The organism is Streptomyces sp. CA2R106 (genome assembly GCF_037034245.1).
GTDB lineage: Bacteria > Actinomycetota > Actinomycetes > Streptomycetales > Streptomycetaceae > Actinacidiphila.
Window position 1 is genome coordinate 55,474 of sequence record NZ_JBAGKC010000005.1, and the last position, 24,994, is coordinate 80,467.

20 protein-coding genes and 1 riboswitch are annotated in these 24,994 nt (G+C 72.3%); of the genes, 10 read left to right on the forward strand and 10 right to left on the reverse strand.

All coding sequences use genetic code 11. The annotated features are described in order from the left end of the window. Positions 1-46 precede the first annotated feature (46 nt). The 5 genes from WA788_RS09670 to WA788_RS09690 all read right to left on the reverse strand — a co-directional run bounded on the left by WA788_RS09670 (position 47) and on the right by WA788_RS09690 (position 6,301). Positions 47-1,261 (reverse strand): ABC transporter ATP-binding protein, encoded by a 1,215-nt coding sequence (locus tag WA788_RS09670; RefSeq protein ID WP_435173669.1) that lies wholly within the window; start codon positions 1,259-1,261, stop codon positions 47-49. Positions 1,262-1,278: 17 nt separating this feature from the next. Beyond that, positions 1,279-2,349, reverse strand: a complete 1,071-nt coding sequence (locus WA788_RS09675) for an ABC transporter ATP-binding protein (RefSeq protein ID WP_335974306.1) — start codon at positions 2,347-2,349, stop codon at positions 1,279-1,281. Further along, positions 2,346-3,359, reverse strand: a complete 1,014-nt coding sequence (locus tag WA788_RS09680) for an ABC transporter permease (RefSeq protein WP_335974309.1) — start codon at positions 3,357-3,359, stop codon at positions 2,346-2,348. The genes WA788_RS09675 and WA788_RS09680 overlap by 4 nt, the downstream gene beginning before the upstream one ends. Before the next feature lie 97 nt (positions 3,360-3,456). Then, positions 3,457-5,199, reverse strand: a complete 1,743-nt coding sequence (locus WA788_RS09685) for an ABC transporter substrate-binding protein (RefSeq protein ID WP_335974312.1) — start codon at positions 5,197-5,199, stop codon at positions 3,457-3,459. 103 nt (positions 5,200-5,302) lie between these two features. After that, positions 5,303-6,301, reverse strand: a complete 999-nt coding sequence (locus WA788_RS09690) for an ABC transporter permease (RefSeq protein ID WP_335974315.1) — start codon at positions 6,299-6,301, stop codon at positions 5,303-5,305. A gap of 325 nt (positions 6,302-6,626) precedes the next feature. On the opposite strand from WA788_RS09690, the gene WA788_RS09695 reads away from it, so the two are divergent. Beyond that, complete coding sequence (locus tag WA788_RS09695; protein WP_335974318.1) at positions 6,627-8,159, forward strand: DUF885 family protein; 1,533 nt, start codon at positions 6,627-6,629, stop codon at positions 8,157-8,159. 51 nt (positions 8,160-8,210) lie between these two features. Here WA788_RS09695 and WA788_RS09700 read toward each other — a convergent pair whose 3' ends face one another. Both WA788_RS09700 and WA788_RS09705 read right to left on the reverse strand, forming a co-directional pair. Continuing rightward, positions 8,211-8,939, reverse strand: coding sequence for an enhanced serine sensitivity protein SseB C-terminal domain-containing protein (locus WA788_RS09700; protein ID WP_335974322.1), 729 nt, complete (start codon positions 8,937-8,939; stop codon positions 8,211-8,213). A 185-nt stretch (positions 8,940-9,124) separates the two neighbouring features. Then, positions 9,125-9,895, reverse strand: coding sequence for an enhanced serine sensitivity protein SseB (locus WA788_RS09705; RefSeq protein WP_335974325.1), 771 nt, complete (start codon positions 9,893-9,895; stop codon positions 9,125-9,127). Positions 9,896-10,018: 123 nt separating this feature from the next. After that, positions 10,019-10,137: riboswitch (glycine riboswitch) on the forward strand. A 197-nt stretch (positions 10,138-10,334) separates the two neighbouring features. Between WA788_RS09705 and gcvT the strand changes: the two genes are divergently transcribed. The 4 genes from gcvT to WA788_RS09725 all read left to right on the forward strand — a co-directional run bounded on the left by gcvT (position 10,335) and on the right by WA788_RS09725 (position 14,833). Further along, positions 10,335-11,450 (forward strand): glycine cleavage system aminomethyltransferase GcvT, encoded by a 1,116-nt coding sequence (gene gcvT, locus WA788_RS09710; RefSeq protein ID WP_335974328.1) that lies wholly within the window; start codon positions 10,335-10,337, stop codon positions 11,448-11,450. Positions 11,451-11,634: 184 nt separating this feature from the next. Then, positions 11,635-12,015 (forward strand): glycine cleavage system protein GcvH, encoded by a 381-nt coding sequence (gene gcvH, locus WA788_RS09715; RefSeq protein WP_335974330.1) that lies wholly within the window; start codon positions 11,635-11,637, stop codon positions 12,013-12,015. Between the two features lie 12 nt (positions 12,016-12,027). Further along, positions 12,028-13,302 carry a serine hydroxymethyltransferase gene (gene glyA, locus WA788_RS09720; RefSeq protein WP_335974334.1) on the forward strand — a complete coding sequence of 425 codons (1,275 nt, stop codon included), beginning with the start codon at positions 12,028-12,030 and terminating at the stop codon, positions 13,300-13,302. A gap of 145 nt (positions 13,303-13,447) precedes the next feature. Next, entirely contained in the window at positions 13,448-14,833 is a 1,386-nt protein-coding gene (locus WA788_RS09725) for an L-serine ammonia-lyase (RefSeq protein ID WP_335974338.1), read from the forward strand. Between the two features lie 104 nt (positions 14,834-14,937). Here the strand turns inward: WA788_RS09725 and WA788_RS09730 are convergent, their stop codons facing one another. Then, on the reverse strand, positions 14,938-15,321 hold the full coding sequence (locus WA788_RS09730) for a MerR family transcriptional regulator (RefSeq protein WP_335974343.1): 384 nt from the start codon (positions 15,319-15,321) through the stop codon (positions 14,938-14,940). A 63-nt stretch (positions 15,322-15,384) separates the two neighbouring features. Here WA788_RS09730 and WA788_RS09735 point away from each other — a divergent pair, with 63 nt between their 5' ends. Continuing rightward, the gene (locus WA788_RS09735) at positions 15,385-16,179 is read left to right on the forward strand and encodes an SDR family NAD(P)-dependent oxidoreductase (RefSeq protein ID WP_335974348.1); all 795 of its coding nucleotides are present in this window, start codon (positions 15,385-15,387) and stop codon (positions 16,177-16,179) included. A 344-nt stretch (positions 16,180-16,523) separates the two neighbouring features. On the opposite strand, the gene WA788_RS09740 is transcribed toward WA788_RS09735, so the two are convergent. Beyond that, the gene (locus WA788_RS09740) at positions 16,524-17,297 is read right to left on the reverse strand and encodes a glycosyltransferase family 2 protein (protein ID WP_335974352.1); all 774 of its coding nucleotides are present in this window, start codon (positions 17,295-17,297) and stop codon (positions 16,524-16,526) included. Positions 17,298-17,866: 569 nt separating this feature from the next. Here WA788_RS09740 and WA788_RS09745 point away from each other — a divergent pair. After that, complete coding sequence (locus tag WA788_RS09745; protein WP_335974355.1) at positions 17,867-21,055, forward strand: ricin-type beta-trefoil lectin domain protein; 3,189 nt, start codon at positions 17,867-17,869, stop codon at positions 21,053-21,055. A 78-nt stretch (positions 21,056-21,133) separates the two neighbouring features. Here WA788_RS09745 and WA788_RS09750 read toward each other — a convergent pair whose 3' ends face one another. Then, positions 21,134-22,039 (reverse strand): LysR family transcriptional regulator, encoded by a 906-nt coding sequence (locus WA788_RS09750; RefSeq protein ID WP_335974361.1) that lies wholly within the window; start codon positions 22,037-22,039, stop codon positions 21,134-21,136. A 354-nt stretch (positions 22,040-22,393) separates the two neighbouring features. Here WA788_RS09750 and WA788_RS09755 point away from each other — a divergent pair, with 354 nt between their 5' ends. The 3 genes from WA788_RS09755 to WA788_RS09765 all read left to right on the forward strand — a co-directional run bounded on the left by WA788_RS09755 (position 22,394) and on the right by WA788_RS09765 (position 24,985). Next, positions 22,394-23,440, forward strand: coding sequence for an ABC transporter substrate-binding protein (locus tag WA788_RS09755; RefSeq protein WP_335974365.1), 1,047 nt, complete (start codon positions 22,394-22,396; stop codon positions 23,438-23,440). A gap of 211 nt (positions 23,441-23,651) precedes the next feature. Then, positions 23,652-24,203: an NADPH-dependent FMN reductase gene (locus tag WA788_RS09760; RefSeq protein WP_335974367.1), complete on the forward strand. Its 552-nt coding sequence runs from the start codon at positions 23,652-23,654 to the stop codon at positions 24,201-24,203. Between the two features lie 2 nt (positions 24,204-24,205). Continuing rightward, positions 24,206-24,985, forward strand: a complete 780-nt coding sequence (locus WA788_RS09765; RefSeq protein WP_335974369.1) for an SDR family oxidoreductase — start codon at positions 24,206-24,208, stop codon at positions 24,983-24,985. The last annotated feature ends 9 nt before the right edge of the window (positions 24,986-24,994 follow it).

Consider the following 24,994-nt stretch of genomic DNA (forward strand, 5'->3'; position numbering starts at 1 on the left):
TTACGACGATAGGGGGCCGCGCGGCGGAACAGTAGCGGCCGGGGCGTCATCGCAGGGCGGGCTCCGGACGCTGGTCGGCGGCGTTCTCCGGGTGGTGGCAGGCCACCTGGTGGCCGGGCGCCAGCTCCACCAGCGGCGGCTGCTCGGTGGTGCACACCGCGGTCGCCTTCCAGCAGCGGGTGTGGAAGCGGCAGCCGGGCGGCGGGGAGATCGGCGAGGGCACATCGCCGGTGAGCAGGATGCGGCCGCTGCCGCTGACCGGGGCGGCGGCCCGCGCGGGCGCCGGCTCGGCGTCCGCCGGGGCATCGGCGCTGGGGTCCGCAGCGGTGTCCGCGGCCTCCTCGCCGGGCACCTCGGGCGTCACCGTCGGCCGGTTGCGCCGCTTCGGGTCCGGCACCGGCACCGCGGACAGCAGCGCGGTGGTGTACGGGTGGAAGGGCGAGCTGTACAGCGCCTCCCGGTCGGCCAGCTCCACCACCTTGCCCAGGTACATCACCGCGATCCGGTCCGAGACGTGCCGGATCACCGACAGGTCGTGCGCGATGATCACGTAGGTCAGGCCGAGTTCGGACTGGAGGTCGTCCAGCAGGTTGACCACCTGCGCCTGGATGGACACGTCCAGCGCGGAGACCGGCTCGTCGGCGACCACCAGCTTCGGGCGCAGCGCCAGCGCCCGGGCGATGCCGATCCGCTGCCGCTGCCCGCCGGAGAACTCGTGCGGGTAGCGGTTGTAGTGCTCGGGGTTGAGGCCGACCAGTTCCAGCAGCCCCTGCACCTCCTTCTTCACACCCTGCTCGGTGGCGACCTTCTGCAACCGGAAGGGGGTGCCGACGATGGTGCCGATGGTGTGCCGCGGGTTGAGCGAGGAGTACGGGTCCTGGAAGATCATCTGCACGTCGCGGCGGAGCGGGCGCATGGCGCCGGTGCTCAGGTGCGTGATGTCGCGGCCGTCGAACTCGACCGTCCCGCCGGTCGGTTCGAGCAGCCGGGTGATCAGCCGGCCCATGGTGGACTTGCCGCAGCCGGACTCGCCGACCACGCCCAGCGTCTCGCCCGCCCGGACCTGGAAGTCGATGCCGTCGACCGCCTGCACCGCGCCGACCTGGCGGCGCAGCAGGCCCTTGGTGATCGGGAAGTGCTTGGTCAGCCCGGTGACCTTCAGCAGCGGCTCCCCGGCCGGCCTGCGCGGCGCGGGGGTGCGCTCCTGCGGCGTCGCGTCGGCGGCCGGACCGCCCTTGTCCAGCGAGGTCTTCTCCGCCACGGTCTCGTCCCGGCCCTTCACAGCTTCGGCTCGATCTCTTCGGTCCAGATCCTGACCCGCTCCTCGTCGCCGAGGTGGCAGGCGGCCACGTGGCCGGCGGCGACCTCGCGCAGCTCGGGCACCTCGGACTGCGAGGCGCCGCCGGTCAGTTCGGCGTAGGGGCAGCGCGGGTGGAAGGCGCAGCCGCTCGGCACGTTGATCAGGCTGGGCGGCGTCCCCTTGACCGGGTTGAGCCGGTCGGTGCGCTCCCGGTCCAGCCGGGGCATGGAGCCGAGCAGGCCCCAGGTGTAGGGGTGCTTGGGCTCGCTGAAGAGCTTCTCGGCGGTGCCGCGCTCGATCACCCGGCCCGCGTACATCACCAGCAGGTCGTCGGCGACCTCGGCGACCACGCCCAGGTCGTGGGTGATCATGACGACCGCGGAGCCGAACTCCTGCTGGAGGTCGCGGATCAGGTCGAGGATCTGGGCCTGCACGGTGACGTCGAGCGCGGTGGTCGGCTCGTCGGCGATGAGCAGCTCGGGGTTGTTCACCAGCGCCATCGCGATCATCGCGCGCTGCCGCATGCCGCCGGAGAACTGGTGCGGGTAGTCCCGGAAGCGCTTGCGCGGCTCGGGGATGCCGACCCGGTCGAGCATGTCCATGGCCCGCTGGGCGGCCTCCTTCTTGCTGACCGCGTGGTGCACCCGGTACGCCTCGACGATCTGGTTGCCGATCGAGTAGTACGGGTGCATCGCCGACAGCGGGTCCTGGAAGATCATCGCCATCTTGCGGCCGCGCAGCCGCCGTACCGCGTCCGGCGGGGCGCCGACCAGTTCCTCGCCGTCCAGCCACACCTCGCCGGAGATCCGGGCCCGCGCGGTGCGGTGCAGGCCCATGATGCCCAGGGACGTGACGGACTTGCCCGACCCGGACTCGCCGACGATGCCCAGGGTGCGGCCGCGCGGCAGGTCGAAGCTGATGCCGTCGACGGACTTCACCAGGCCGTCGTCGGTGTCGAAGTGGATGCGCAGGTCGCGCACCGACAGGTACGCGTCCTGCGCGGCGGGCGGCTCTTGCGGGGTTTTCAGCAGCCTGTCGGCGGAACTCACGAGTACCTCACGCGGGGGTCGAGAACGGCGTAGGCGAGGTCCACCAGCAGGTTGCAGACCACGACGAAGAAGGCGACCACCAAGGTCACGGCCATCACGATGGGCAGGTCGTTGGCGGTCACGCCCTGGATGGCGTAGGCGCCCATGCCCGGCAGCGAGAAGACCTGCTCGGTGATGACCGCGCCGCCGACCAACAGCCCGAAGTCCATGCCGAAGATGGTCACGATCGGGGTGAGCGTGGAGCGCAGCGCGTGCTTGACCACCACGTCCCGCTCGCGCAGGCCCTTGGCGCGCGCGGTGCGGATGTAGTCCTCGCCCATCGTCTCCAGCATGCCCGCCCGGGTCAGCCGGGCGTACAGCGCGGAGTACAGGAAGGCCAGGCTGCACCAGGGCACCAGCAGGTTCCACGCCCAGTCGGCGGGGTTGTCGGTGAACGACACGTAGCTCATGCCGTTGCTCCACAGCGGCCACTGCACGGTGAAGACGCTCAGCGCGAGGATGCCGGTGAAGAAGATCGGCAGCGACACGCCCATCAGGGCCACGCCCATCGACAGCCGGTCGATGATGGTGCCCCGCTTGAGCGCGGAGACCACGCCGACCGCGACACCGGTGATCACCCAGATCACCGCGGCGCCGATGGCCAGCGAGAACGTCACCGGGATACGGGACTTCAGCTGCGGCCACACCTCGACGTGGCTCTTGAAGGAGTAGCCGAAGCAGGGTGCGTGGCAGTGCACCGGGTCGGGGCCGTAGTGGTAGTCGGCGCCGGCCACCAGGCCCTTGAGGAAGTGCCAGTACTGCTCGTAGAGCGGCAGGTCGAAGCCGAGGTTCCTCTTGATCGCCGCGACGGCCGCCGGGTTGGCGTCCTTGCCCACGTACTGCGTGGCGAGCTGGGTGGTGGTCTGGCCGCCGATGCGGGGCACGAGGAAGAAGATCGCGAAGGTGATCATGCTGACCACCAGCAGGAGCACGATCGCGGCGAACACGCGACGGATGAAGTAAGCGGTCACGGCCGTTCCGGCTGGCGTCCGCCCGGCCCGGATCGCGGGCCGGACCGGGCGGACGCCGGAGCCTTCACCTGCCTTTCGGTGCGTAGGAGCCTTGCGGCTACTTCGAGGAGCCCATCAGCAGGTAGTCGTACATGCCCAGGTACGCCTGGGTGACCGTCACGTTGGTGGCGGAACTCGGGCGGTAGAGCAGGTTCTTGCGGTAGATCAGCGGCACCACGGAGGCGTTCGCCATGACCATCTTGTCGATGTCGCCCCAGGCCTTGGTGCGGGCGGCGGCGTCGGTGTTGGAGATCGCCGCGGCCAGCGCCTGGTTGATCTTCGGGTCGTTCAGCTCCATCAGGTTGTTGCCGCCGGACGGCTTGATCGCGCCGCCGTCGACGATCTGGTCCAGGAAGCCGTAGCCGGTGGGCCAGTCGGCGCCCCACGCCATCATCATCATGCCGACGTCGTGCGAGTGCACGTAGTCCGGGACGCCCGCGTAGTTGGAGAAGTACTTGTCGGCGGGGAAGGTCTTGATGTTGACGGTGATGCCGACCTTCTTCAGCGCCGCCTGGATGGCGGTGGCGCCGTCCACCTCGGGCTGCCGGTCGCTGCGCGCGGTGAGCGTGGTGGTGAAGCCGCCTGGCTTGCCGCAGGCCGCGAGCGCCGCCTTGGCCTTGGCCACGTCGCCGTTGTTGCCGGCGGTCGGGTACTCGTCGAACTTGGTGTAGCCGTTCACCGACGGCGGCAGCAGCGTGGTGGCGACGTCGCCCTTGACCGCGCCGCCCTCGGCGTTGACCACGGAGGTCTTGTCCACCGCGTACTGCACGGCCTTGCGGCAGTTGATGTTGTCGAACGGCGCCACGTGCAGGTTGAGCGCCATGTACGAGGTGGCGCCGGCGATCGCGTCGTCGGTGTGCGAGAGCTGGTTCTTGTTGCCCAGGATCTTCGACTGCGTCTCGGCCTCGACGCCGGTGCCCTGGAGGTCGACGGTGGCGTTGTCGGCCATCAGGTCGTTGTCGATGGTGCGCTGGTTGATGTTGAACTTCAGCACGTACTTGTCGGGCAGCGCGGTGCGGATCGGGTCGGTGGCCTTGCTCCACTCCGGGTTGCGCACCAGCGTGGCGCCCTTGCCCTCGGAGTAGGAGGCGAACTTGTACGGGCCGGTCGACTGGATGTGCTGCACGTAGGTCGCGCCGGTGTCCTTGGACTGCTCGACCGGCGCGGTCTGCGAGAACGTCGCCAGGTAGTCGAAGTCGGCGAACGGCTTGGCCAGGTGGAAGATGATCGTCTGGTCATCAGGCGTCTCTATGGACTTCAGCCCGTCCGGGCTCTTGTCCTTGTACGGGCCCTGGTACGTGCTGTCGTCGGCCAGGTAGCTCTTGAAGTACACCGGGCCGTTGGACATCACCTCGGGCGCGAAGTTGCTGCGCTCGATCGCGTACTTGACGTCCTTGGAGGTCACCGTGGTGCCGTCCTGGAACTTCACGCCGGTGCGCAGGTGGTACGTCCAGGTCTTGGCGTCGGCGCTGGCGGTGCCGAGCCCGGTCGCCAGGTCGGGGACCACCGTCAGGCCGGCCTTGCCGGCCGCCGGCTTGAAGGTCAGCAGCGAACGGGCGTAGAGCCGGGAGAAGTCCTGCACCCAGCCGTAGTAGGTGTTGCCCGGGTCGAGCGAGTCGGGGCCGCTGGAGTGGTCGGCCGTGACCGTCCCGCCCTTCTTCGTCGACGCGTTGACGATCGACGTGAGCGCCTGGTCCTTCTTGCCGGAGCTCTTGCTGCCGCCCGAGCCGCCGCAGGCGGACACACCGAGTGCCATCGCCAGACCGAGCGCGATGGCGGAGGTCACCTTTCTGGTGTTCATACCGGGTTACGCCCCTCACTTCCTATGGAGTCGCCGGGTCGGTCGCGGTGCGCCGCACGGCACACGGGGTGCCACCCGGGGTTCGATGGGTGTCCCTGCGGGATCACTTGCTGCGCGGGTCCAGGGCGTCCCGCAACCCGTCGCCGAACAGGTTGAAGGCCAGCACCGTGATGAAGATCGCCAGGCCGGGCACGAACATGTACTGCGGGTCGGACTGGTAGACGTCGACCGCGCTGGTCAGCATGCCGCCCCAGGACGCCTGCGGCGGCGCGATGCCGACCCCGAGGAAGCTCAGCGCGGCCTCGAACAGGATGTTGGTGGGGATCAGCAGGGTGGAGTAGACCAGGATCGGCGCCACCAGGTTCGGCAGCAGCTCGCGGAAGAGGATGAACGGCCCGCGCGCGCCCATGCCGCGGGCGGCGTCGACGAACTCGCGCTCGCGCAGGCTGAGGGTCTGGCCGCGGACGATCCGCCCCATGTAGGGCCAGTTGAAGAAGCCGATCACGAAGATCAGCACGCAGATCCGCAGCGGCAGCCCGCTCAGCCCGAAGGCGCCGTCCTGGAGCGAGGCGGAGATGGAGATCGCGAAGAGCAGCAGCGGGAAGGCGAGGAACACGTCCATCAGCCGGCTGATCAGGCTGTCCACCCAGCCGCCGTAGTAGCCGGCGATGATGCCGAGCACGGTGCCGATCACGTTGGACAGCACGGTGGCGCCGGTGGCCACCAGCATGGAGATCCAGGAGCCCTCGACGATCCGGGCGAGGATGTCGCGGCCGAACTTCGGGTCCACGCCCAACGGGTGGGACCAGCTCATCCCGCCCCAGCCGCCCTTGGGCGCCAGCAGTTCGGGGTCGACCAGGTTCTGGTGGAAGGCGTTCGGGTCGAGGTTGAAGACCATCTCGATCGGCTTGGCGAGGATCGCCAGCAGCACCAGCAGCACCACCACGACACCGCCGGCCATCGCGACCTTGTCGCGTCTGAGCCGGCGCCAGGCTATCTGCCCGAGCGAACGGCCCTCGATCATGCCTCGCCCGGCCCCGCTCAGGACGGCCTCCGGGTCTGCCGCCGCCTGTCCGGAGGTGGTCTCGATAGGTGCGGTCATGGCGTTTTTGCCGACCCCTCTCGCCGGTGGTGACCGGCGCGCGCCCGCCGCGGTAGCGGCTTCCTCGTCACTTGGTGCCTGTGGTGCTTCGGTTGCGTACGAAACGGCCGTCACCCGCAGTGAACGCTCTTCGTGATCATGCGTGCGACGTGCGTATCCACTACGCGCATTGCGGTTGGGACATGTCAACGCCAAGGCGTCTTGCCGCTGGATTCTTCTTCCGGTCGGCGATCACCCGCCAGACCCCACGGAGAAGGGATGCGCAACTGTGATGTGGGTGGTTCTTTCATCGTTACCGACGCGTACCTCGGGGTACGGTCACCAGATGGACGAACGGCTGCGCGCGGTCTGCGACCTGATGGTGCCCCAGGCCCGCGAGATGTCGGGCCTGCACGAGTACGACGGACAGGTGCAGGACCTCTCCCCCCAGGGGGTGCGCGCCGGCCTGGCCGCGATGGCCCGCGCCGCCCGGAGCGCCGGACCGCTCCAGGACCCGCACGACGAGGCCCACTTGGCTGTCTTCGAGGAGTCACTGCGGGTGCAGTACGGCGAGTTGGAGCTGCACCGCCGCGACCCCTACCCGCACCTGTCCAACCTCGAACTCGCCTGCTACGACCGCGAGTACGCCCCGCGCGCCGACCGCAGGAAGGCCCGCAAGGCGCATCTGGCGCGGTGGCCGGACGCGGTGGACGCCGCGCTGGCCTCGCTGGACCGGGTACGGGCCCCGGTCGCCGAGGCGCTGCTCGGGCCGGTGCTGGGACTGGCCGCCGACCTCGACCCGGACGGCGGCAAGGTGGAGCGGTCCGCACTGCGCGCGCACGCCCGGCTGGAGGGCCACCTGCGGCACGTCGCCGAGCACGGCGACCCCGACCCGCGGCTCGGCGGGCGGGCCCTGGCTGCCTTGATGGGAGCTCAGGAGGGCCTTCGGGTGGATCTGACCGAGCTGGCCGGGCAGGCCGACAAGGAGCGCGTCCGGCTCACCGAACTGCTCACCGACGCCTGCCGCGTCCTCGACCCGGGCCGCGGCGTGGACGAACTCCTGCCGGGGCTGCTCGCCGACCACCCGGGCGCCGACGGCGTCATCGCCGAGGCGGCCCGGCTCACCGAGGAGGCCGTGGAGTTCACCCGGGAACGGGGCCTTGCGCCCTACGTCGACGGCGAGTGCCTGGTCGGCCCGGCACCCGCCTCCCGGCGCTGGGCGATGGCCATGATGACCTGGTCCGCGCCCGCCGAGGCCGACGCGCCCTCCTGGTACCACGTCACCCCGCCCGAGCCGGACTGGCCGGCCGACGAGCGCGAGGAGTGGCTGACCGTCTTCAGCCGCACCAGCCTGCCGTCCATCACCCTCCACGAGGTCGCGCCCGGCCACTTCGCGCACGGCCGCGCCCTGCGCCGCGCCCCCTCCCCGGTGCGGCGGCTCCTGCACAGCCTGTCCTTCGCCGAGGGCTGGGCGCACTACGTCGAGGAGGTCTGCCTCGACGAGGGCTTCCGCGCCCGCGACCCGCGCTTCGCGATCGGCGTCGCCCTCGAAGCGCTGGTCCGCGTCACCCGGCTCACCTGCGCGATCGGATTGCACACCGGGGCGCTGTCGCTGGAGGAGGCCGCGCGGTACTTCGTGCGCGACGCCCACCTGTCGCCGGCGGCCGCCGCCGCGGAGGCGCGGCGCGGCACCTTCGACGCCGGGTACGGCCGCTACACCTGGGGCAAGCTGGAGATCCTGCGCACCCGCGCCCGCGCGCAGCGCGCCTGGGGCGCCGAGTTCACCCTGCCCCGCTTCCACGCCGCCCTGCTGCACCTGGGCAGCCCGCCCCTGGGCCTGCTGGACGCGGCGGTCCACCCGCCCGGCCCGGCCGCGTGATCGCCGCTGTACAGCCGCCGCACAGCCGCCGCTTGATCGCCGCGCAGTCGCCTAGCGGTCGAAGAAGGGCCGGCCGAACGTACGCATCCACAGCGCGACCGGGTCGTACGGGTCGGCCATGGCGACCGTGGAGACGGCCACCGAGTCGGGCACCCCGCCGACGGCCTGCTGCATCATCAGCCGGACGGACTCCACGGCCTGCCCGGCCCCCTCGTAGAGCTCGACGCCGATCGCGAGGTAGGGCTCGCCGAGCACCGGCTGCACCCACGCCTGGCGCAGCGCGCGCACCGCGGAGGTGCGGTGCGCCGCCTGGGCGAGCAGCGCGTAGAACTGGGGCATCTGGAGCGAGGGTTCGCCGATCTGGAGCGGCCCGGCGGGCAGCAGGTCCAGGCCGACCGCGATCCGGCGCAGGTCGGCCCAGGGGATGCCGAGGCCGCCGCCGGCGCTGTGCGGGTTGAGCCAGAGTCCGGACCGGTCCGGGAAGAGGGTCTGGGCGATGTCCCGCCCGGAGACCACTTCGTGCTCGCGGTTCCACCCGCTGGCGGCCAGTTCCCGCGGCGAGGTGAAGCACGGCGCGTAGCCGTAGCCGCCGATCTCCATCGTGCCGTACTGCGCGTCGGGCGTGCCGGGGGCGCCCTGCCACAGCAGCATCCACACCTGGCCCTCGGCGAGTGACGCGAGCAGGTTCTCGTATGCGTCGAACCGGCCGGGTGCCACCTGGAGCAGCATCTGCTCCACATGGCCGGCCTGCGCCGCACCGCCTTGCGCGCCCGCGATCACGTGGGACCGCCCCTTTCCCTTCGTACTGCTCTTCGCACGACATCAAACCAGGTCGAGTGTGCCCAGCGGTATGCCCGCCGACTCAAACCGAACCGGCTATAGACGCGGTATACGACCGCTGAACGCGTGCGCCGAGCCGCACCTGCCGTGGCCCTGCCCCGTGCCGTGCCGTGCCGTGCCCGGGCTCAGTCGCGGGCGAAGAACGGCCGCACCGTCTCCAGCATCCAGTCCCCCACCGGGTCCTGCGCCACGTCCAGCAGGATCAGGTGCACCGGCCACGGCGGCTGGGCCGCACCCATCGCCCGGCCGAGCGCGTCCATCGCGGCCGACCGGTCCGCCTCGGTCCAGCGGTCCAGCTCCACGCCGACGAACAGCGCCGGCGGCTCCTCCTCCACCACCGCCAGGGCCCGCCGGCCGCTCAGCACCACCGAGGTGACCGCGAACTCGCCGGCCGCGGCGGCCAGGAAGTCCACCGGCTCCTCGTCGTGGTCCGGCTCCCACAGCCGCACCCGGGCGCCGGGCGGCGCGTCGCCGCCGCGCACCCCGGCGAACGCCGCCTGGCGCTCGCCCTGCGCCGGGCGGCACAGCTCGGCCACCGCGGCCGGCGGCAGCGGCACACCGACCGCGCCCCCGGGGTTGACGGCGATCCCGACCAGCGGCGGCAGCCCGCGGGCGAACTCGTGCACCGGCGCGACCGTGCAGGGCATGCCGTCCGCGGCCTGCCGGAACTGCTGCTCGGAGCTGAACACCGGCACGTAGGGCGCGCCGCCCAGCACGACCGTCGGCAGGTCCAGGCCGGCCGCCTCGCGCGAGCCGCCGTTCGGCAGCGGCACCCACACCCGGGACCGGCCGAGCACCTCCAGCAGCCTGGGCGTGGCCGAGGGGTTGCCGAGGCTGGCGCTCAGCACCTCTTCCAGCTCGTTCGCCGGCCATGTGTACGGCGCCGGATTCTCCATGTCCACCCTTGTCCGCCCGAGTACCGCGTCTGTAGCGTCGTGCCCCGGAAACCCTAACGGCTGCCGGGGGCCGCGCACCCTGGGCATGCAATGATGAAGCCGACAACTTGCATACCGGCCGTTCGAGGCCGCGCGGGAGAGTCCCGGACCGGTGCACGCGACCTGCTCGCGGGCGGCGGGCCGGGCGCCGAAGGAGCAAGTCCTCCCTTGAATCTCTCAGGCACAGATACCGCGCGGGCGAGGCAGATCTGAAAAGCGGCGGAGCCGTCGGCGCACCCCTGGGGGTGCCCGCCCGGCCCCGCCCACCCAAGGTGCAAACCGTGACCCGCCGGTGCGGGGTTCACGGTGAACCTCTCAGGTTCCGATGACAGATGGGGAGCATCCGATCCGTCGTCCCCTTTCTCTCTTCACCGAGACCGAGCCTGGGAGCCCGTCACCGATGAGCGAACCCCGCCGTACCGCGCTCGACGCCCTGCACCGCGCCCTCGGCGCGACCATGACCGACTTCGCCGGCTGGGACATGCCGCTGCGGTACGCCAGCGAGCGCGAGGAGCACCAGGCGGTGCGCACCCGCGCCGGCCTGTTCGACCTGTCGCACATGGGCGAGATCACCGTGACCGGCCCGCAGGCGGGCGAGGCGCTGGACCACGCCCTGGTCGGCCACCTGTCCGCGCTGGCGGTGGGCCGGGCCCGCTACACGATGATCTGCGCGCCCGACGGCGGCATCCTCGACGACCTGATCGTCTACCGGCTGGGCGCGCAGGAGTTCATGATCGTCGCCAACGCCTCCAACGCGCAGACCGTGCTCGACGCGGTCGCGCTGCGGGCGGCGGGGTACGACGCGCAGGTCCGCGACGACCGCGAGGCGTACGCGCTGCTGGCCGTCCAGGGCCCGCAGGCCCCGGCGATCATGAAGGCGGTGACCGACGCCGACCTGGACGGGCTGAAGTACTACGCCGGGCTGCCCGGCACCGTGGCCGGGGTGCCGGCGCTGATCGCCCGTACCGGCTACACCGGCGAGGACGGCTTCGAGCTGTTCGTGGCGCCGGGCGACGCCGAGCGGCTGTGGCAGGCGCTCACCGAGGCCGGCGCGCCCGCGGGCCTGGTGCCGTGCGGGCTGTCCTGCCGGGACACGCTGCGCCTGGAGGCGGGCATGCCGCTGTACGGGCACGAGCTGACCGCCGCGGTGACGCCGTTCGACGCGGGGCTGGGCCGGGTGGTCAAGTTCGACAAGCCCGGGGACTTCGTCGGGCGCGCCGCGCTGGGCGCCGCCGCCGAGCGGGCCGCCGACCTGCCGCCGCGCAAGCTGGTCGGGCTGGTGGCGCGGGGCCGCCGGGTGCCGCGGGCCGGCTACCCGGTGACCGACGCCTCGGGCACGGTGATCGGCGAGGTCACCTCGGGGGCGCCGTCGCCGACCCTGGGCAAGCCGATCGCGATGGCGTACGTGGACGCGGCGCACGCGGCGCCCGGCACACCGGACGTCGCGGTGGACATCCGCGGGACGCGGGAGCCGTACGACGTCGTGGCACTGCCGTTCTACAAGCGCGAGCGCTGAGCGCGGGGCACCGGCGCGAGCCGGGGCCCCGGCACTGACCGCGGGGCTCCGGCACCGGCTGGCGCCCGAACCGGCCGGGACCCTGGCGCCCCGCCCCCGCCCCCGCCCCCGCACCCCCACCCTTACCTTTCCGTTTGCCGTGCCGCGCACGCGAGCACCCCTGCCGATCCGGGAGAATCCACCCATGAGCATCAACCCTGAGCAGCTTCGCTACAGCAAGGAGCACGAGTGGCTGTCGGCCCCCGCCGACGGCGCGGCCACCGTGGGCATCACCTCGCACGCCGCCGACGCGCTCGGTGACGTGGTCTTCGTCCAGCTCCCCGAGGTGGGCGCGACGGTGACCGCGGGCGAGACCTGCGGCGAGCTGGAGTCCACCAAGTCCGTCAGCGACCTGTACTCGCCGGTCGGCGGGGAGGTCACCGAGGTGAACCAGGACGTGGTGGAGGACCCGTCGCTGGTGAACTCCGCCCCCTTCGAGGGCGGCTGGCTGTTCAAGGTGAAGGTGGCCGAGGAGCCGTCCGACCTGCTGTCCGCCGCCGAGTACGACGCTTTCATCGAGAGCTGAGGGAACCCCGCGATGTCGCTGCTGAACCAGTCCCTGCACGCGTTCGACCCCGACGTGGCCGCGGCGGTCGACGCCGAGCTGCGCCGCCAGCAGTCCACGCTGGAGATGATCGCGTCCGAGAACTTCGCGCCGGTCGCCGTGCTGGAGGCGCAGGGCTCGGTGCTGACCAACAAGTACGCGGAGGGCTACCCGGGCCGCCGCTACTACGGCGGCTGCGAGCACGTCGACGTGATCGAGCAGCTCGCGATCGACCGGGTCAAGGCGCTGTTCGGTGCCGAGAGCGCCAACGTGCAGCCGCACTCCGGTGCCCAGGCGAACGCCGCCGCGATGTTCGCCCTGCTCAAGCCGGGCGACACCATCCTCGGCCTGGACCTGGCGCACGGCGGGCACCTGACCCACGGGATGAAGATCAACTTCTCCGGCAAGCTGTACCAGGTCGCGGCCTACCACGTGGACGCCGAGACCAACCTCGTCGACATGGCCGAGGTGGAGCGGCTGGCCAAGGAGCACCGCCCGCAGCTGATCGTGGCGGGCTGGTCGGCCTACCCGCGGCAGCTGGACTTCGCGGAGTTCCGCCGGATCGCCGACGAGGTCGGCGGGTACCTGATGGTGGACATGGCGCACTTCGCCGGGCTGGTCGCGGCCGGGCTGCACCCCTCCCCCGTGCCGTACGCCGACGTGGTCACCACCACGACCCACAAGACGCTCGGCGGCCCGCGCGGCGGGGTGATCCTGGCCAGGGCGGGCCTGGCGAAGAAGATCAACTCGGCGGTCTTCCCCGGGCAGCAGGGCGGCCCGCTGGAGCACGTGATCGCGGCGAAGGCGGTGGCGTTCAAGGCCGCGGCGACCGACGAGTTCAAGGACCGCCAGACCCGTACCCTGGAAGGTGCGAAGATCCTCGCCGACCGGCTGACCCGGCCCGACGTGGCGGAGCTGGGTGTGTCGGTGCTGTCCGGCGGCACCGACGTGCACCTGGTCCTGGTGGACCTGCGCAACTCCGCCCTCGACGGCCAGCAGGCCGAGGACCGGCTGCACGCGGTCGGCATCACCGTCAACCGCAACGCGGTCCCGAACGACCCGCGGCCGCCGATGGTGACCTCGGGGCTGCGGATCGGTACGCCCGCGCTGGCCACGCGGGGCTTTCGCGCCGACGACTTCCGCGAGGTCGCCGACATCATCGCGGCGACGCTCACCGCGTCGCCGGCCTTCCCGCCGTCGGAGGTGGAGCCGCTGCGCAAGCGGGTCACCGCGCTGGCGGAGAAGCACCCGCTGTACCCGGCGCTGTAGCCGGGCCGGCCGGGGTGGCGGGCGGCCGTGCCCGCCACCCCGGCAGCAGCACCCCGCCGTCCCGGCGGCAGCACCGCCCGCCGCGCGCGGCCGCAGCACCACCCTGCGGACAACGGCGTCCGCGAACCCCAGGAGCAATGACACCGTGGCTATCTCCGTCTTCGACCTGTTCTCCATCGGCATAGGGCCCTCCAGCTCGCACACCGTCGGCCCGATGCGGGCGGCGAACATCTTCGTGCACCGCCTGAAGAACGAGGCGCTGCTCACCCACACCGCGTCCGTGCGCGCCGAGCTGTTCGGCTCGCTCGGCGCGACCGGGCACGGCCACGGCACCCCGAAGGCCGTGCTGCTGGGCCTGTCCGGCCATGCGCCGCGCACCGTGGACGTCGAGACCGCCGACGACGAGGTGGCCCGTATCCGCGCCGAGCGGCGGCTGCCGCTGCTGGGCACCCACGAGGTGCCCTTCGACCCCGACGCCGACCTGGTGCTGCACCGGCGCCGCTCCCTGCCGTACCACGCCAACGGAATGACGCTGGCGGCGTACGACGCGGCGGGCGCGACGCTGCTGGCGAAGACGTACTACTCGGTGGGCGGCGGCTTCGTGGTGGACGAGGACGCGGTCGGCGAGGACCGGATCAAGCTGGACGACACGGTGCTGCGGCACCCCTTCCGCACCGGCGACGAGCTGCTGCGGTTGTCCCGGGAGACCGGGCTGTCGATCTCCGCGCTGATGCTGGAGAACGAGAAGGCGTGGCGTGGCGAGGCGGAGATCCGGGCCGGGCTGCTGGAGATCTGGGAGGTGATGCGGGCGTGCGTGGAGCGGGGCATGACGCGTGAGGGCATCCTGCCCGGGGGGCTGAAGGTGCGGCGCCGCGCGGCGCAGTCCGCCCGGCAGTTGCGGGCCGAGGGCGACCCGTCCACCCGGGCGATGGAGTGGATCACGCTGTACGCGATGGCGGTCAACGAGGAGAACGCGGCGGGCGGCCGCGTGGTGACCGCGCCCACGAACGGCGCCGCCGGGATCATCCCGGCCGTCCTGCACTACTACCTGCAGTTCGTCTGCTCGCCGTCCACGTCCGCCGCGGACCGGGACGACGCGGTGGTGCGCTTCCTGCTGGCCGCCGGCGCGATCGGCATGCTCTTCAAGGAGAACGCCTCCATCTCCGGCGCCGAGGTCGGCTGCCAGGGCGAGGTCGGCTCCGCCTGCTCCATGGCCGCGGGCGGCCTCGCCGAGGTCCTGGGGCTCACCCCGGAGCAGGTCGAGAACGCGGCGGAGATCGGCATGGAGCACAACCTCGGGCTGACCTGCGACCCGGTGGGCGGGCTGGTCCAGATCCCCTGCATCGAGCGCAACGGCATGGCCGCGGTCAAGGCGGTCACCGCCGCCCGTATGGCGATGCGCGGCGACGGCCGCCACCACGTCTCGCTCGACAAGGTCATCAAGACCATGAAGCAGACCGGCGCGGACATGAAGGTCAAATACAAGGAGACCGCCCGCGGCGGCCTGGCCGTCAACGTCATCGAGTGCTGACGGCGTAGGCCCTGACCTGCGGGTTCCCTCCTATCAGCCCTGTCGGAGCCTTCCGGGCTGGTACGTCGGAAAGTCCCTCGGAAGTCCCCCGCCGCGCCGTCGTGTCATGCGGAGCAGGGAGGTTGGGCGCCGAGGCCGACGGGGGTCGCGGCACCGGAGAGGTAGCGGTCGAGCATCTCTCGGCGCTGGGCGATCTGCTGCTCCTGGCGGGTGAGTTCGTCCCGGACCTCGCGGACGCGGGCCAGGAGCCGGGTGCAGTCGCCCGCGGGCGGCACCGGGGCGGTGCAGGGCAGGATGTCCCGGATGAGCTGGGAAGGCAGTCCGGCGCGGTAGAGGTCCTGGATGAAGGCCACCTGGCCCACCGCGTCGTCGCCGTACTCCCGGTAACCGTTGGAGCGGCGGTCGCTGGAGAGCAGCCCCTGGCCCTCGTAGTAGCGCAGCGAGCGGGCGCTGACCCCGGTGGCCCTGCTCAGTTCCCCGATGCGCATGCCCTTCCCTCCATCCGGCTCAGCTTGACATTGACGTTAATGTCAAAGTTTACCGTTCCGGACATGAAGAGCAACGCAGACGAAGAGGCCACGCGGCGCACCGCGGTCGTGACCGGCGCCGCGACGGGCATCGGGGCCGCGATCACCGAGCGGCTGGCGGCACAGGGCACGCGGCTGGTCCTGGTCGCGCGGGACGGGGCCCGCCTGGAGGCGGCAGCCGGGCGACTGCGCGCCGAGCACGGCGCCGAGGTGTCGGCGCTCGCGCTTGACCTGTCGCGGCCCGGTGGGCCTTCCCGGCTGGCGGAGTGGCTGGCGGGTGCGGGCCTCGACGTGGACGTCCTGGTCAACAATGCCGGCGCGAGCCTGCTGGGGCCGGTCGCTGGCAGCGATCCCGCGCGGCTTCGGAGCCTGGTCGACCTCAACGCCGGAGCGGTGGCGGAGCTGACGGCGCTCCTGCTGCCCGCCATGGTCTCCCGGGGAACAGGAGCGGTCGTCAACGTCGCGAGCACCGGTGCGTACGCGCCCGCCCCGTACCTGGCGGCCTACGCGGCCTCGAAGGCGTTCGTCCTGTCCTTCACCCAGGCGGTGTGGGCCGAGACGAAGGAGACGGGCGTACGGGTCGTGGCGGTCAGCCCCGGGCCGACCGAGACCGCGATGAACCCGCGGCGCATACCGGGCAAGCGCGAGCCGGGTTCCGTGGCGGACACGGTCATGACCGCCCTGGCAGGCCGGGGCCCCGCAGTCGTCGACGGCCGCCTCAACGCGTTCCAGACCTTCGTCTTCGGCCGCCTGCTGTCCGCGTCGGCAGCCGCCCGGATCGCGGAACGCTCCCTGCGCAAGGCGGCACTCGGGACCTGAGGCACGTCGCCCACCGCGGATCGCCGGCGCCCACGGGCAGCAGCACGACGGGCCGCTCTCCGAGCAGGTCACAGCCGTGAGGCCGCCGGCCGGAAACGGCGTGGCACGGGCAGGCCCCGCGCTGCGGAGGAGACGGACGCGATCCCGGAACTCCGGCACGTCCCCTAGGCAGCCGCAGCCGTCCGGCGGGGTCCCTCGGTCAGCCAGGACACGTCCACATCGGCTCGAGGGGTCGCGTGCTGGGCGGGCCTGCGGGGCGGCGCTTCAGCGAAAGAGCGGGCGGAGTCGTTCGGGCTCGACACGTTGCCCGGGCGGTTGGCCGGGGGGCTGGCGGGGCCCTGGGGTCAGATGCGGGATTTGCGCAGGGAGTGCCAGGCCGCGCCGGTCAGGGAGCGGACGGAGCGGGAGACGGAGAGCTGCTCGTGGTCCCGGTAGAGGGACCAGTTGTAGGGGACCAGCGCCATCTTGTTGGAGGAGAGCGATCCGGCGCGGCCGGCCCGGTAGAGGGCCAGGGGCTCCTGGAGGCCGCGGGCGGGGGTGCCGTCGCGCATGATGGACAGCCACAGCGCGTAGTCCTGGCGCTTGGGCATGTCCGGCATCAGCCGGGCGCCCAGGACGTTGCGGTCGTACATCGCGGTCAGGGCGCCGATGTGGTCCTGGGTGAGCATCGCGCGGTAGTCGACCTGCTCGCGGGCCCGGACCACGCGGTCGGTCGGGGTGAAGTCCGCGGCTTCACCGTCGTACTCGGCGTCCACCTTGTAGTACGAGGTGAAGGTCAGGGGCGTCCCCGCGGTCGCCGCGAAGGCGACTTGCCGCTCGGCCTTGGTCGGCAGCCACATGTCGTCGCTGTCGAGGAAGGCGATGTAGTCGCCGCGGGCCCGGGCGATGGCCTGGTTGCGGGCGCGGGCCGCGCCCCCGCGGCCTTCCGACGCCTCCGGGCGGACCCGCTCGTCCTGCCGGGCGAAGTCCTGGAGCAGGTCCATCGACTCGTCGTCGGACGCGTCGTCGGTCGCCAGCAGTTCCAGATCCGTGTGCGTCTGCGCGAGCACCGACCGGATCGAGGCGCCGAGCGTGGCTGCCGAGTTGTACACGGGCATCACGACGGACACCAAGGGCATGGGTGCCCCCTTCTTCTCAGGCAACAACGACGTGCGTCCAGGCAGGGGAAGTGTAGTCCGCGGCCCATGCCCGCCCGCAGCCGGACCGTACCCCGGGGGTGGAGCCGGGCGGGCAGCCCGGCGCGGCCGCGTGTGTCCGGTGCGCTGCGCCCGGCCTTGGTCGCGCTCGGTCACCGCCGAGGGCGGGAGGGGGCCGGCGGACCCTCCCCCGCCCAGCACCGCGGCCGTGCCGTTTCCACCGCTCGGAGGAGCAGGAGAGGAGCAAGAGAGGAGCAGGAGAGGAGCAAGACGCGTGCCGTTCCGGTCTCTTGACGGTCTTCATCGGCAGGACATAGCGTGAGCGTCCGCCGGGCTCCGGCGCCCCCAGCAGGCCGTTCGACCTCCCGCCGGAACCGGACGGGACGGCCCGCAGAGTGACGCTCCGTCAGCGAAGGACTCCTGAGCCCTGCTCAGCGCGACTGTCTCGCCGCGTCCGCACGCGGCACCGATGTGCGGCCCGGGCGCCGCCGTCCGCCGGCCGGCCCGTGCCCCGTCTCTCAGGGCGTACCTCATTCCAGAGGAGCATTCCTATGGGCATCAGACCCAGCCGTTCCGCCCGGCCTGCCCGTCCGCCCGCGCTCAGAAGGAGCGCGGGCTTCGTGCTGGCCCTCGGATGTCTGCTCGGCGGCATGGTGGCCGCACCGGCGTCCTCCGTCGCGAAGTCGGCCGACGGCGGCAATGGCAACGGCAACGGCAACGGCAGCAGCAGCTGGGTACTGAGCACCACCGACACCGCGGACAACTACTCCCCCACCTTCGTCGGCAACGGCTACCTCGCCGCACGCGTGCCCGCGGCCGGCGAGGGCTACTCCAGCGCTCCCGTGGTCACGCAGTCCGAACTCGCCGGCCTCTACGCCGCCCCCGCGGGCCAGTACGAGCGGCGGGCGAGCCTGCCGACCTGGACCACGCTCGGCTTCGGCCGCGCCTCGGCCGCCTCGGACGCCTCGGACGTCTACGGGGTGCCCGGCGCATGGTCCTGCGCGTTCGACCAGATCTGCCCGGCCAGGGACGGCGCGATCTCCGGCGGGGCGTTCGTCGAGACCTCGCACGGCGGATCGGTGGCCGGCGGCTACCTGGCCGGCCTGAACACCGACAACACCCCGACGGTCGGCGCGACCGACACCCTCACCGTCCGCGACGCCCCGGCCGGACCGGCCGTGCTGGACGTGCGCTACTCCAACGGCAGCGGCAGCCCGCAGACGGTCCACCTCGGGGTGAACGGCACCCTCCAGCAGCTGACCCTGCCGCCCACCGCCGACTGGGACACCTGGTCGACGGCCCAGGTCCCGGTGGCGCTGACCGCGGGCACCGACACGCTGGAGATCGCCGTCGCGCAGGGCGACACGGCGCGCGTCAACGTCGACTACCTGGCCGCGTACCCGGACGGCGCGCAACCGCCGACGGACATCGCCTCCGCCACCAACGGCACCACCAGCGGCTACCGGCAGTCGCTCGACATCCGTACCGGGGTGATCACCACCTCCTTCGACTGGACGTCCCCGGCGGGCGACCGGACGAGCTTCGTCTACGCGGTGAACGCCAACCGCGCGCAGGGCCACCTGGGTACGGTCACCGTGCGGGCCGTGCCGCACTGGAGCGGGACCGCCACCGCAGTGGACGAGTTCGACGGCCGGGGCCTGGACAACGCCACCGCCGCGGACCCGGCCGTGGACGGCAGGACCGGCACACTGTCGGAGACCGTGGTGACCGACGGGAAACTGGTGACCGCCGGCCTGAGCTCCGTACTGAAGGTCGACGGGAGGACCGAGCGCACCGAGCCGGTCGCGGCACGCGGGGACGGCAGCGCGGGGCAGAGCGCCGGCTTCCCGGTCAGGGCCGGGCGGACGTACGAGATCACGAAGTACGTCGGGGCGGCCTCCAGCGTCGACACCGACCGGTCGCTGACGGCCGCGACGCCCCAGCAGGCCGCCGCGAGGACCGCGGCCGACGCCGCAAGGAGTGGATACCAGGACACGCTCGCCCGCAACGACCGCGCCTGGTCGGCCCTGTGGCAGTCCGGCATCTCGGTCCCCGGCGACACCGCCATGACCGCGCAGATCCACGCGTCGATGTTCTACCTGCTGGCCAGCATGCGCGCCGGGGTCACCTGGAGCACCAGCCCGGGCGGGCTGTCCTCCGACGGCTACAGCGGCCACGTGTTCTGGGACATGGAGACCTGGATGTACCCGGCGCTCCTGGCGCAGTACCCCGGCATCGCGCAGACCGCGGACACCTACCGGCAGAAGCTGCTGCCCGCGGCGGAGGCCGCGGCCGCCGCGGCGTCCACCCCGGCGCAGCCGCTCAAGGGCGCGAAGTTCCCCTGGGAGAGCTCCCTCACCGGCAAGGAGTCGATCCCGCCGGGCAACAACGAGGGCAACGACGAGATCCACATCGACTCCGACATCGCCCTCGCGCAGTGGCAGTACTACGAGGCCAGCGGCGACACCGCGTGGCTGCGGACCAAAGCGTGGCCGGTGCTGAAGGACATCGCCGACTACTGGGCCGCCCGCGCCGTGCCCGACCCGGCCGGCGGGTACGACATCGACGACGTGCTCGGCCCCGACGAGTACCACGACCACGTGGACGACAGCGCGAGCACCAACGCCGGTGCGCAGGCGTCGCTACGGATCGCGATCCAGGCGGCCGGCATCCTCGGCAAGTCCGCCGACCCGGCGTGGCGCGCGGTCAGCGACGGGCTGAAGATCCCGGTCGACACCGCGGCCGGCATCCACCCCGAGTTCCAGGGCTACGCCGGCCAGCAGGTCAAGCAGGCCGACGTCACGCTGTTGCAGTACCCGTGGAACGTGCAGATGCCCGCCGGCCTGGCGCAGAACGACCTGGACTACTACACCCAGCACTCCGACCCCGGCGGGCCGTCGATGACCGACTCCATCGCCGCCATCGACGCCGCCGCCCTCGGCTCGCCGGGCTGCACGGCCTACGACCATCTGCGCAGCAGCGTCGACCCGTTCGTCGCCGGGCCGTTCGACCAGTTCAACGAGACCCGCACGGGCGGGGCGTTCACCTTCACCACCGGTGAGGGCGGTTACCTCCAGGAGTTCCTGTACGGCTTCACCGGGCTGCGCTGGGGCACGGACGCGGTCACCCTCGACCCGTTCCTGCCGCAGCAGCTGCCGGGGGTGGACATCACCGGCGTCAAGTGGCAGGGCAGGACGTTCGACGTCTCCGTCGGACCGGAGACCACGACGCTGACCCTGCGCTCGGGACCGCCGCTGACGGTGCGGGACGGCGGCGGCGCGTCGCACAAGGTCACCCGGGGGGCGGCGCTGCACCTGCCGACCCGGCACCCGGCGGCCACGGCGCAGCCGTCGACCTGCGACAGCCCGATCGTCGGCGCCGCGAGCAGCCGCTGCGTGGACGTCACCGGCGGCAACAGCAGCGACGGGACGGCGCTCCAGCTGTACGACTGCAACGGCACCGTGTCCCAGACCTGGTCCATGCCCGGTGACGGCACCCTGCGGGCGATGGGCAAGTGCATGGACGTCCGCGGCGGCTCCGGCGCCGACGGGACGCCGGCGCGCCTCTACACCTGCGACGGTTCGCCCACCCAGCAGTGGACGCTCGACCAGAAGGCGGGCACGCTTCTCTCCGCCGGGAAGTGCCTCACCGCGGCCGGCGGCGCGACCGCGAACGGCACGCACCTCCAACTCCAGGAGTGCCAGGGCGGCACCGACCAGCAGTGGAAGCTCACTTCCTGACCTGGCGGCACCCGGGTCCGCGCGGGCGGGGCACCACGACCGCCCGCGCAGGCCACCCGGTCCGGCTCCCGTGCCGGCTCAGCGCACCCGTACGGCCGGGGGCTGGTCGAGGCTCGCGATGAGATGGCCGAGGTCCCGGCGGTGGGAGCCGGCGTTCCACACCGCCCAGGTGCGCCGCACGATCGGGTGGCCGGCGAGCGGGAACCAGGCGACCGTCTCGGGCAGCGGCTGGGACCAGCCGGGCGGGGCGAGGGTGAAGGACTTGCCGACGCTCAGCGAGGCGAGCTTCACCTCGGCGATCAGCGGCGGCCCGTCGGGCGGTACGGGGCCGGGGTCGACGCCGTGGCTGCGCAGGATGGCGGTGACCTCGTCATGCCAGGCGGGGCTGCCCGCGCGGGGGAAGCCGAGCCAGTCCAGTCCGATCAGGGCGTCCAGGCGGATGCCGTCGGGCCCGGCCAGCCCCGTGGCGTGCTCCGCCACCAGCACCACGCCCAGCGGCTCCTGCGCGACGAGCATCGCGTCGAACTCCTGGCCGGCGGGGCGCATCCGCAGCAGGCCGAGGTCGAGGTCGTTCGCGTGCAGCGCCGTCAGCTGGTCGGCGGTCGACAGGTGCCGGGCCTGGACCCGGGTACTGGGATACGCCACCGCGAGGTCGAGTAGCGCCTTCGACAGCAGGTCCGGCGGCAGCTCCACGGGGATGCCGATCCGCAGGGTGGCCGCGGCCGCGGCGCGCGCGTCCATGGTCGCCAGCGCCTGGTCGTAGCGGGCCAGGATGGCGCGGGCCTCGGCGAGCAGGGTGAGGCCGGACTCGGTGGCCTGGACACCGGTGGAGCTGCGGATCAGCAGCTGCACCCCGAACTCCCGCTCCAGCGCGCCGATGGTCTGGGACACGGCGGGCTGGCTGATGTGCAGCCGCCGCGCGGCCGCGGACAGGCCCTGCTCCTCGACGACCGCGACGAACGCGCGCATTGCTCGCATCTCCATGTGCCTATGGCATCACAGGTGTACGGGCCGCGGCCCGCCGGCATGGACGTCAGCGCGGCCGTGGGGGCGGTGGCGGTAGCGGTAGCGGTAGCGGTAGCGGGCGGAGCCACGGCCCGGCGGCGGGCACGGACTTCGGCTCGCCCGCGCGCACGGCCGGACGAGTATGCGCCGGGGCCCCGGCCGATGGCAAGACATCCCGCCGGCAGGCCATTCCCGGCGCTTATGACGGCTCTCACCAGCCGCTCTGTCCGGCGGCTATGCACCGTACGGGGCTCGGGCGTTGGCTTGGGGACACCAGGGCGGCGGGACGTCCGGGCGTCGTACGGGGCAAGGGCGAAGGAGAGGGCATTGTCGATGCGAAGAGCAACGCGGCACCACCGACCGGGCCGCCGGGGAGCCGTGTCGGCGGCCGTACTGGCCGTCGGCCTGGTCGCCGCCGGCTGCGGGAACTCCTCGTCGGCACCGGGGTCGGGCACCAGCTCGGTGACCATCGGTGTCTCGGGGGCCAACGTCAACATCCTGCCGGTGTGGGTGGCGCAGAAGAAGAACTACTTCGCCGCACACGGCATCAAGGTCAAGCTGGAGGTGCTGACGCCGACCGTCACCAGCAGCGCGCTCACGTCCGGCTCGGTGCAGTTCCTCGCCGGCAGCGCGAAGAACTTCCTGGACGCCGTGGACAAGGGCACCGGTGAGCTGACCGTGGCGCAGACCTCGGTCGGGGTCCCGCTGGGCCTGGTCATCAGCACGCACTTCGCGAAAGCGCACCACCTCACCAAGGACTCCTCGCCGGCCGCGGTCGCCAAGGCGCTGGTCGGCTCGACCGGCGGGTCGTCGTCGGAGTCGACCACCGCCGAGGTGAACCTCTTCCTGCACGAACACGGCGTCGACACCGGCCGGATGAAGGTCGCGTCGCTGTCGAGCCCGACGATCTACGAGACCGCGCTGAAGACCAACCGGATCGACTGGTTCTGCACGTCGGAGCCGACGCCGCTCCAGGCGCAGGCGGCGGGCACCGGCATCGTGGTCGCGAGCTCCGCCAACGTGCCCGCCTGGGCGCCACAGAACATGGGCCCGGGCAACATCACGGTCACCACGCGCAGCTACGCCGAGAAGCACCCCGACACCGTCAAGCAGTTCGCGCAGGCGATGCAGGAGGCGGTGAAGTACATCCACGACAACGAGGGCTCCACCGCGCTGACCGACATCGCGGCGGCGGAGAGCCCCGGCATCCCGCGCGACGTACTCAAGAAGTCGATCTCGGAGATCGACTGGCCGGCGGACGGCCGGATGACGGCGGCGCAGTGGGCCACCGCCGTGAAGTTCACCTCGCAGATCGACGTCATCAAACCGGACATGAAGGTGACCGAGGGCGACGACTGGACGAACGCGTACCTCGGCTGAGGCCCGCGTCCGAGCCCGAGCCCACGTCCACGTCCGGGCCCGAGCCCGCGTCCGGGCCCGCGCTCACACCCACGCTCACGCCGAGGCGCTCCGTCCAGGACCCCGGCCCCATCCCCACAGGAGAGACGACACCATGGTGCACGAAGCCCGTCCGCCCGCGGACGGACCCGGTACGGCCCCACCGCCGCGACACCCCCGCGGACGGGTGGGCGTGATCGTCGGCAGCACCCGGCCGACGCGGATCTGCGCGGACCTCGCCGAGGTGGCCGCCGGCCACCTCGGCGCGGCCGGCGCCCTGACCTACGAACTGGTCGACCTCGCCGCCATCGGCCTGCCGTTCCTCGACGAGCCCCGCAAGCCCGCGCTCGGCGGCTACGCGCACGCGCACACCCGCGCCTGGAGCGCCGTCGTCCGCTCCTTCGACGGCTTCGTCCTGGTCTTCCCGCAGTACAACTGGGGGTATCCGGCGGTGCTGAAGAACGCGCTGGACTTCCTGTACGAGGAGTGGCGGGGCAAACCGGCCGCGATCGTCAGCTACGGCAGCCGCGGGGGCTCCCGGGCCGCGGAGCAGATGCGGACGGTGCTCACGGGCCTGCACATGAACGTCGTCGCCGGGGACGTGCTGATCCGTACGTCCGCCGACGACGTCGACGACACCGGAGCGCTCGTCGACGCCAAGCGGACCCTGGCCCCGTACCGGGACGCGCTCGCGGCCGTCGACGCGGAGCTGTCCGCGCTGCTGGCCCCGACGGTGGAGGACTGACCATGGACCTGGGAATCGAGGGGCGCAGGGCCGTGGTCTGCGCGTCGAGCCGCGGCATCGGACGGGCGTGCGCGGCGGCGCTCGCGGCCGAGGGCGCGGAGGTGTGGCTGAACGGGCGCGACGAGGAGGCGCTCGCGCGGGCGGTGCGGGAGGTCGGCGACGCGGCCGCCCTCCCGGTGCACGGCGTGGTGGGAGACCTGACGACCGCTCAGGGGCGGGCCGCGCTGCTGGCGGCGTGCCCGGAGCCCGACATCCTCGTCACGAACAACCGCGGGCCGCGGCCCGGGCGCCTCGCCGAGCTGGCCGAGGCCGATCTCGCGGAAGCCCTCGACCTGCACTTCTCCGCGCCGATCCACCTGCTGCGCGCGGTGGTCGACGGGATGGCCGCACGGCGCTTCGGCCGGATCGTCAACGTCACGTCGGCGGTGGTGACCCGGCCCAGCCCGACGATGGTGGCGTCCAGCGGGGCGCGGGCCGGGCTGACCGCGGTGATGAAGGCCGTCTCGAAGGAGGTCGCCCGGTACAACGTGACGGTCAACAACATCCTGCCCGAGCGCATCGACTCCGGGCGGCAGCAGGAGCTGGCGCACCGCACGGCCGAGCGGGAGGGGATCAGCTTCGAGCAGGCGCGGCGGCGGCAGGCGGAGTCGGTCGCGGCGGGACGGCTCGGCGCACCCGCGGAGATCGCCGCGGCCTGCGTGTTCTTCTGCGCGGACCAGGCCGGCTACATCTCCGGCAACAACCTCCACGTCGACGGCGGAAGTTATGTCGGTCTCGTCTGAGGCGGCGCG

Coding starts and splice junctions, on each gene's coding strand:
- WA788_RS09745 (WP_335974355.1), top strand. CDS start 17,867: ATGGGCATCAGACCCAGCCGTTCCGCCCGGCCTGCCCGTCCGCCCGCG.
- WA788_RS09730 (WP_335974343.1), bottom strand. CDS start 15,321: ATGCGCATCGGGGAACTGAGCAGGGCCACCGGGGTCAGCGCCCGCTCG.
- WA788_RS09740 (WP_335974352.1), bottom strand. CDS start 17,297: ATGCCCTTGGTGTCCGTCGTGATGCCCGTGTACAACTCGGCAGCCACG.
- gcvH (WP_335974330.1), top strand. CDS start 11,635: ATGAGCATCAACCCTGAGCAGCTTCGCTACAGCAAGGAGCACGAGTGG.
- WA788_RS09695 (WP_335974318.1), top strand. CDS start 6,627: ATGGACGAACGGCTGCGCGCGGTCTGCGACCTGATGGTGCCCCAGGCC.
- WA788_RS09735 (WP_335974348.1), top strand. CDS start 15,385: ATGAAGAGCAACGCAGACGAAGAGGCCACGCGGCGCACCGCGGTCGTG.
- WA788_RS09690 (WP_335974315.1), bottom strand. CDS start 6,301: ATGACCGCACCTATCGAGACCACCTCCGGACAGGCGGCGGCAGACCCG.
- WA788_RS09705 (WP_335974325.1), bottom strand. CDS start 9,895: ATGGAGAATCCGGCGCCGTACACATGGCCGGCGAACGAGCTGGAAGAG.
- WA788_RS09750 (WP_335974361.1), bottom strand. CDS start 22,039: ATGGAGATGCGAGCAATGCGCGCGTTCGTCGCGGTCGTCGAGGAGCAG.
- WA788_RS09755 (WP_335974365.1), top strand. CDS start 22,394: ATGCGAAGAGCAACGCGGCACCACCGACCGGGCCGCCGGGGAGCCGTG.
- glyA (WP_335974334.1), top strand. CDS start 12,028: ATGTCGCTGCTGAACCAGTCCCTGCACGCGTTCGACCCCGACGTGGCC.
- WA788_RS09685 (WP_335974312.1), bottom strand. CDS start 5,199: ATGAACACCAGAAAGGTGACCTCCGCCATCGCGCTCGGTCTGGCGATG.
- WA788_RS09765 (WP_335974369.1), top strand. CDS start 24,206: ATGGACCTGGGAATCGAGGGGCGCAGGGCCGTGGTCTGCGCGTCGAGC.
- gcvT (WP_335974328.1), top strand. CDS start 10,335: ATGAGCGAACCCCGCCGTACCGCGCTCGACGCCCTGCACCGCGCCCTC.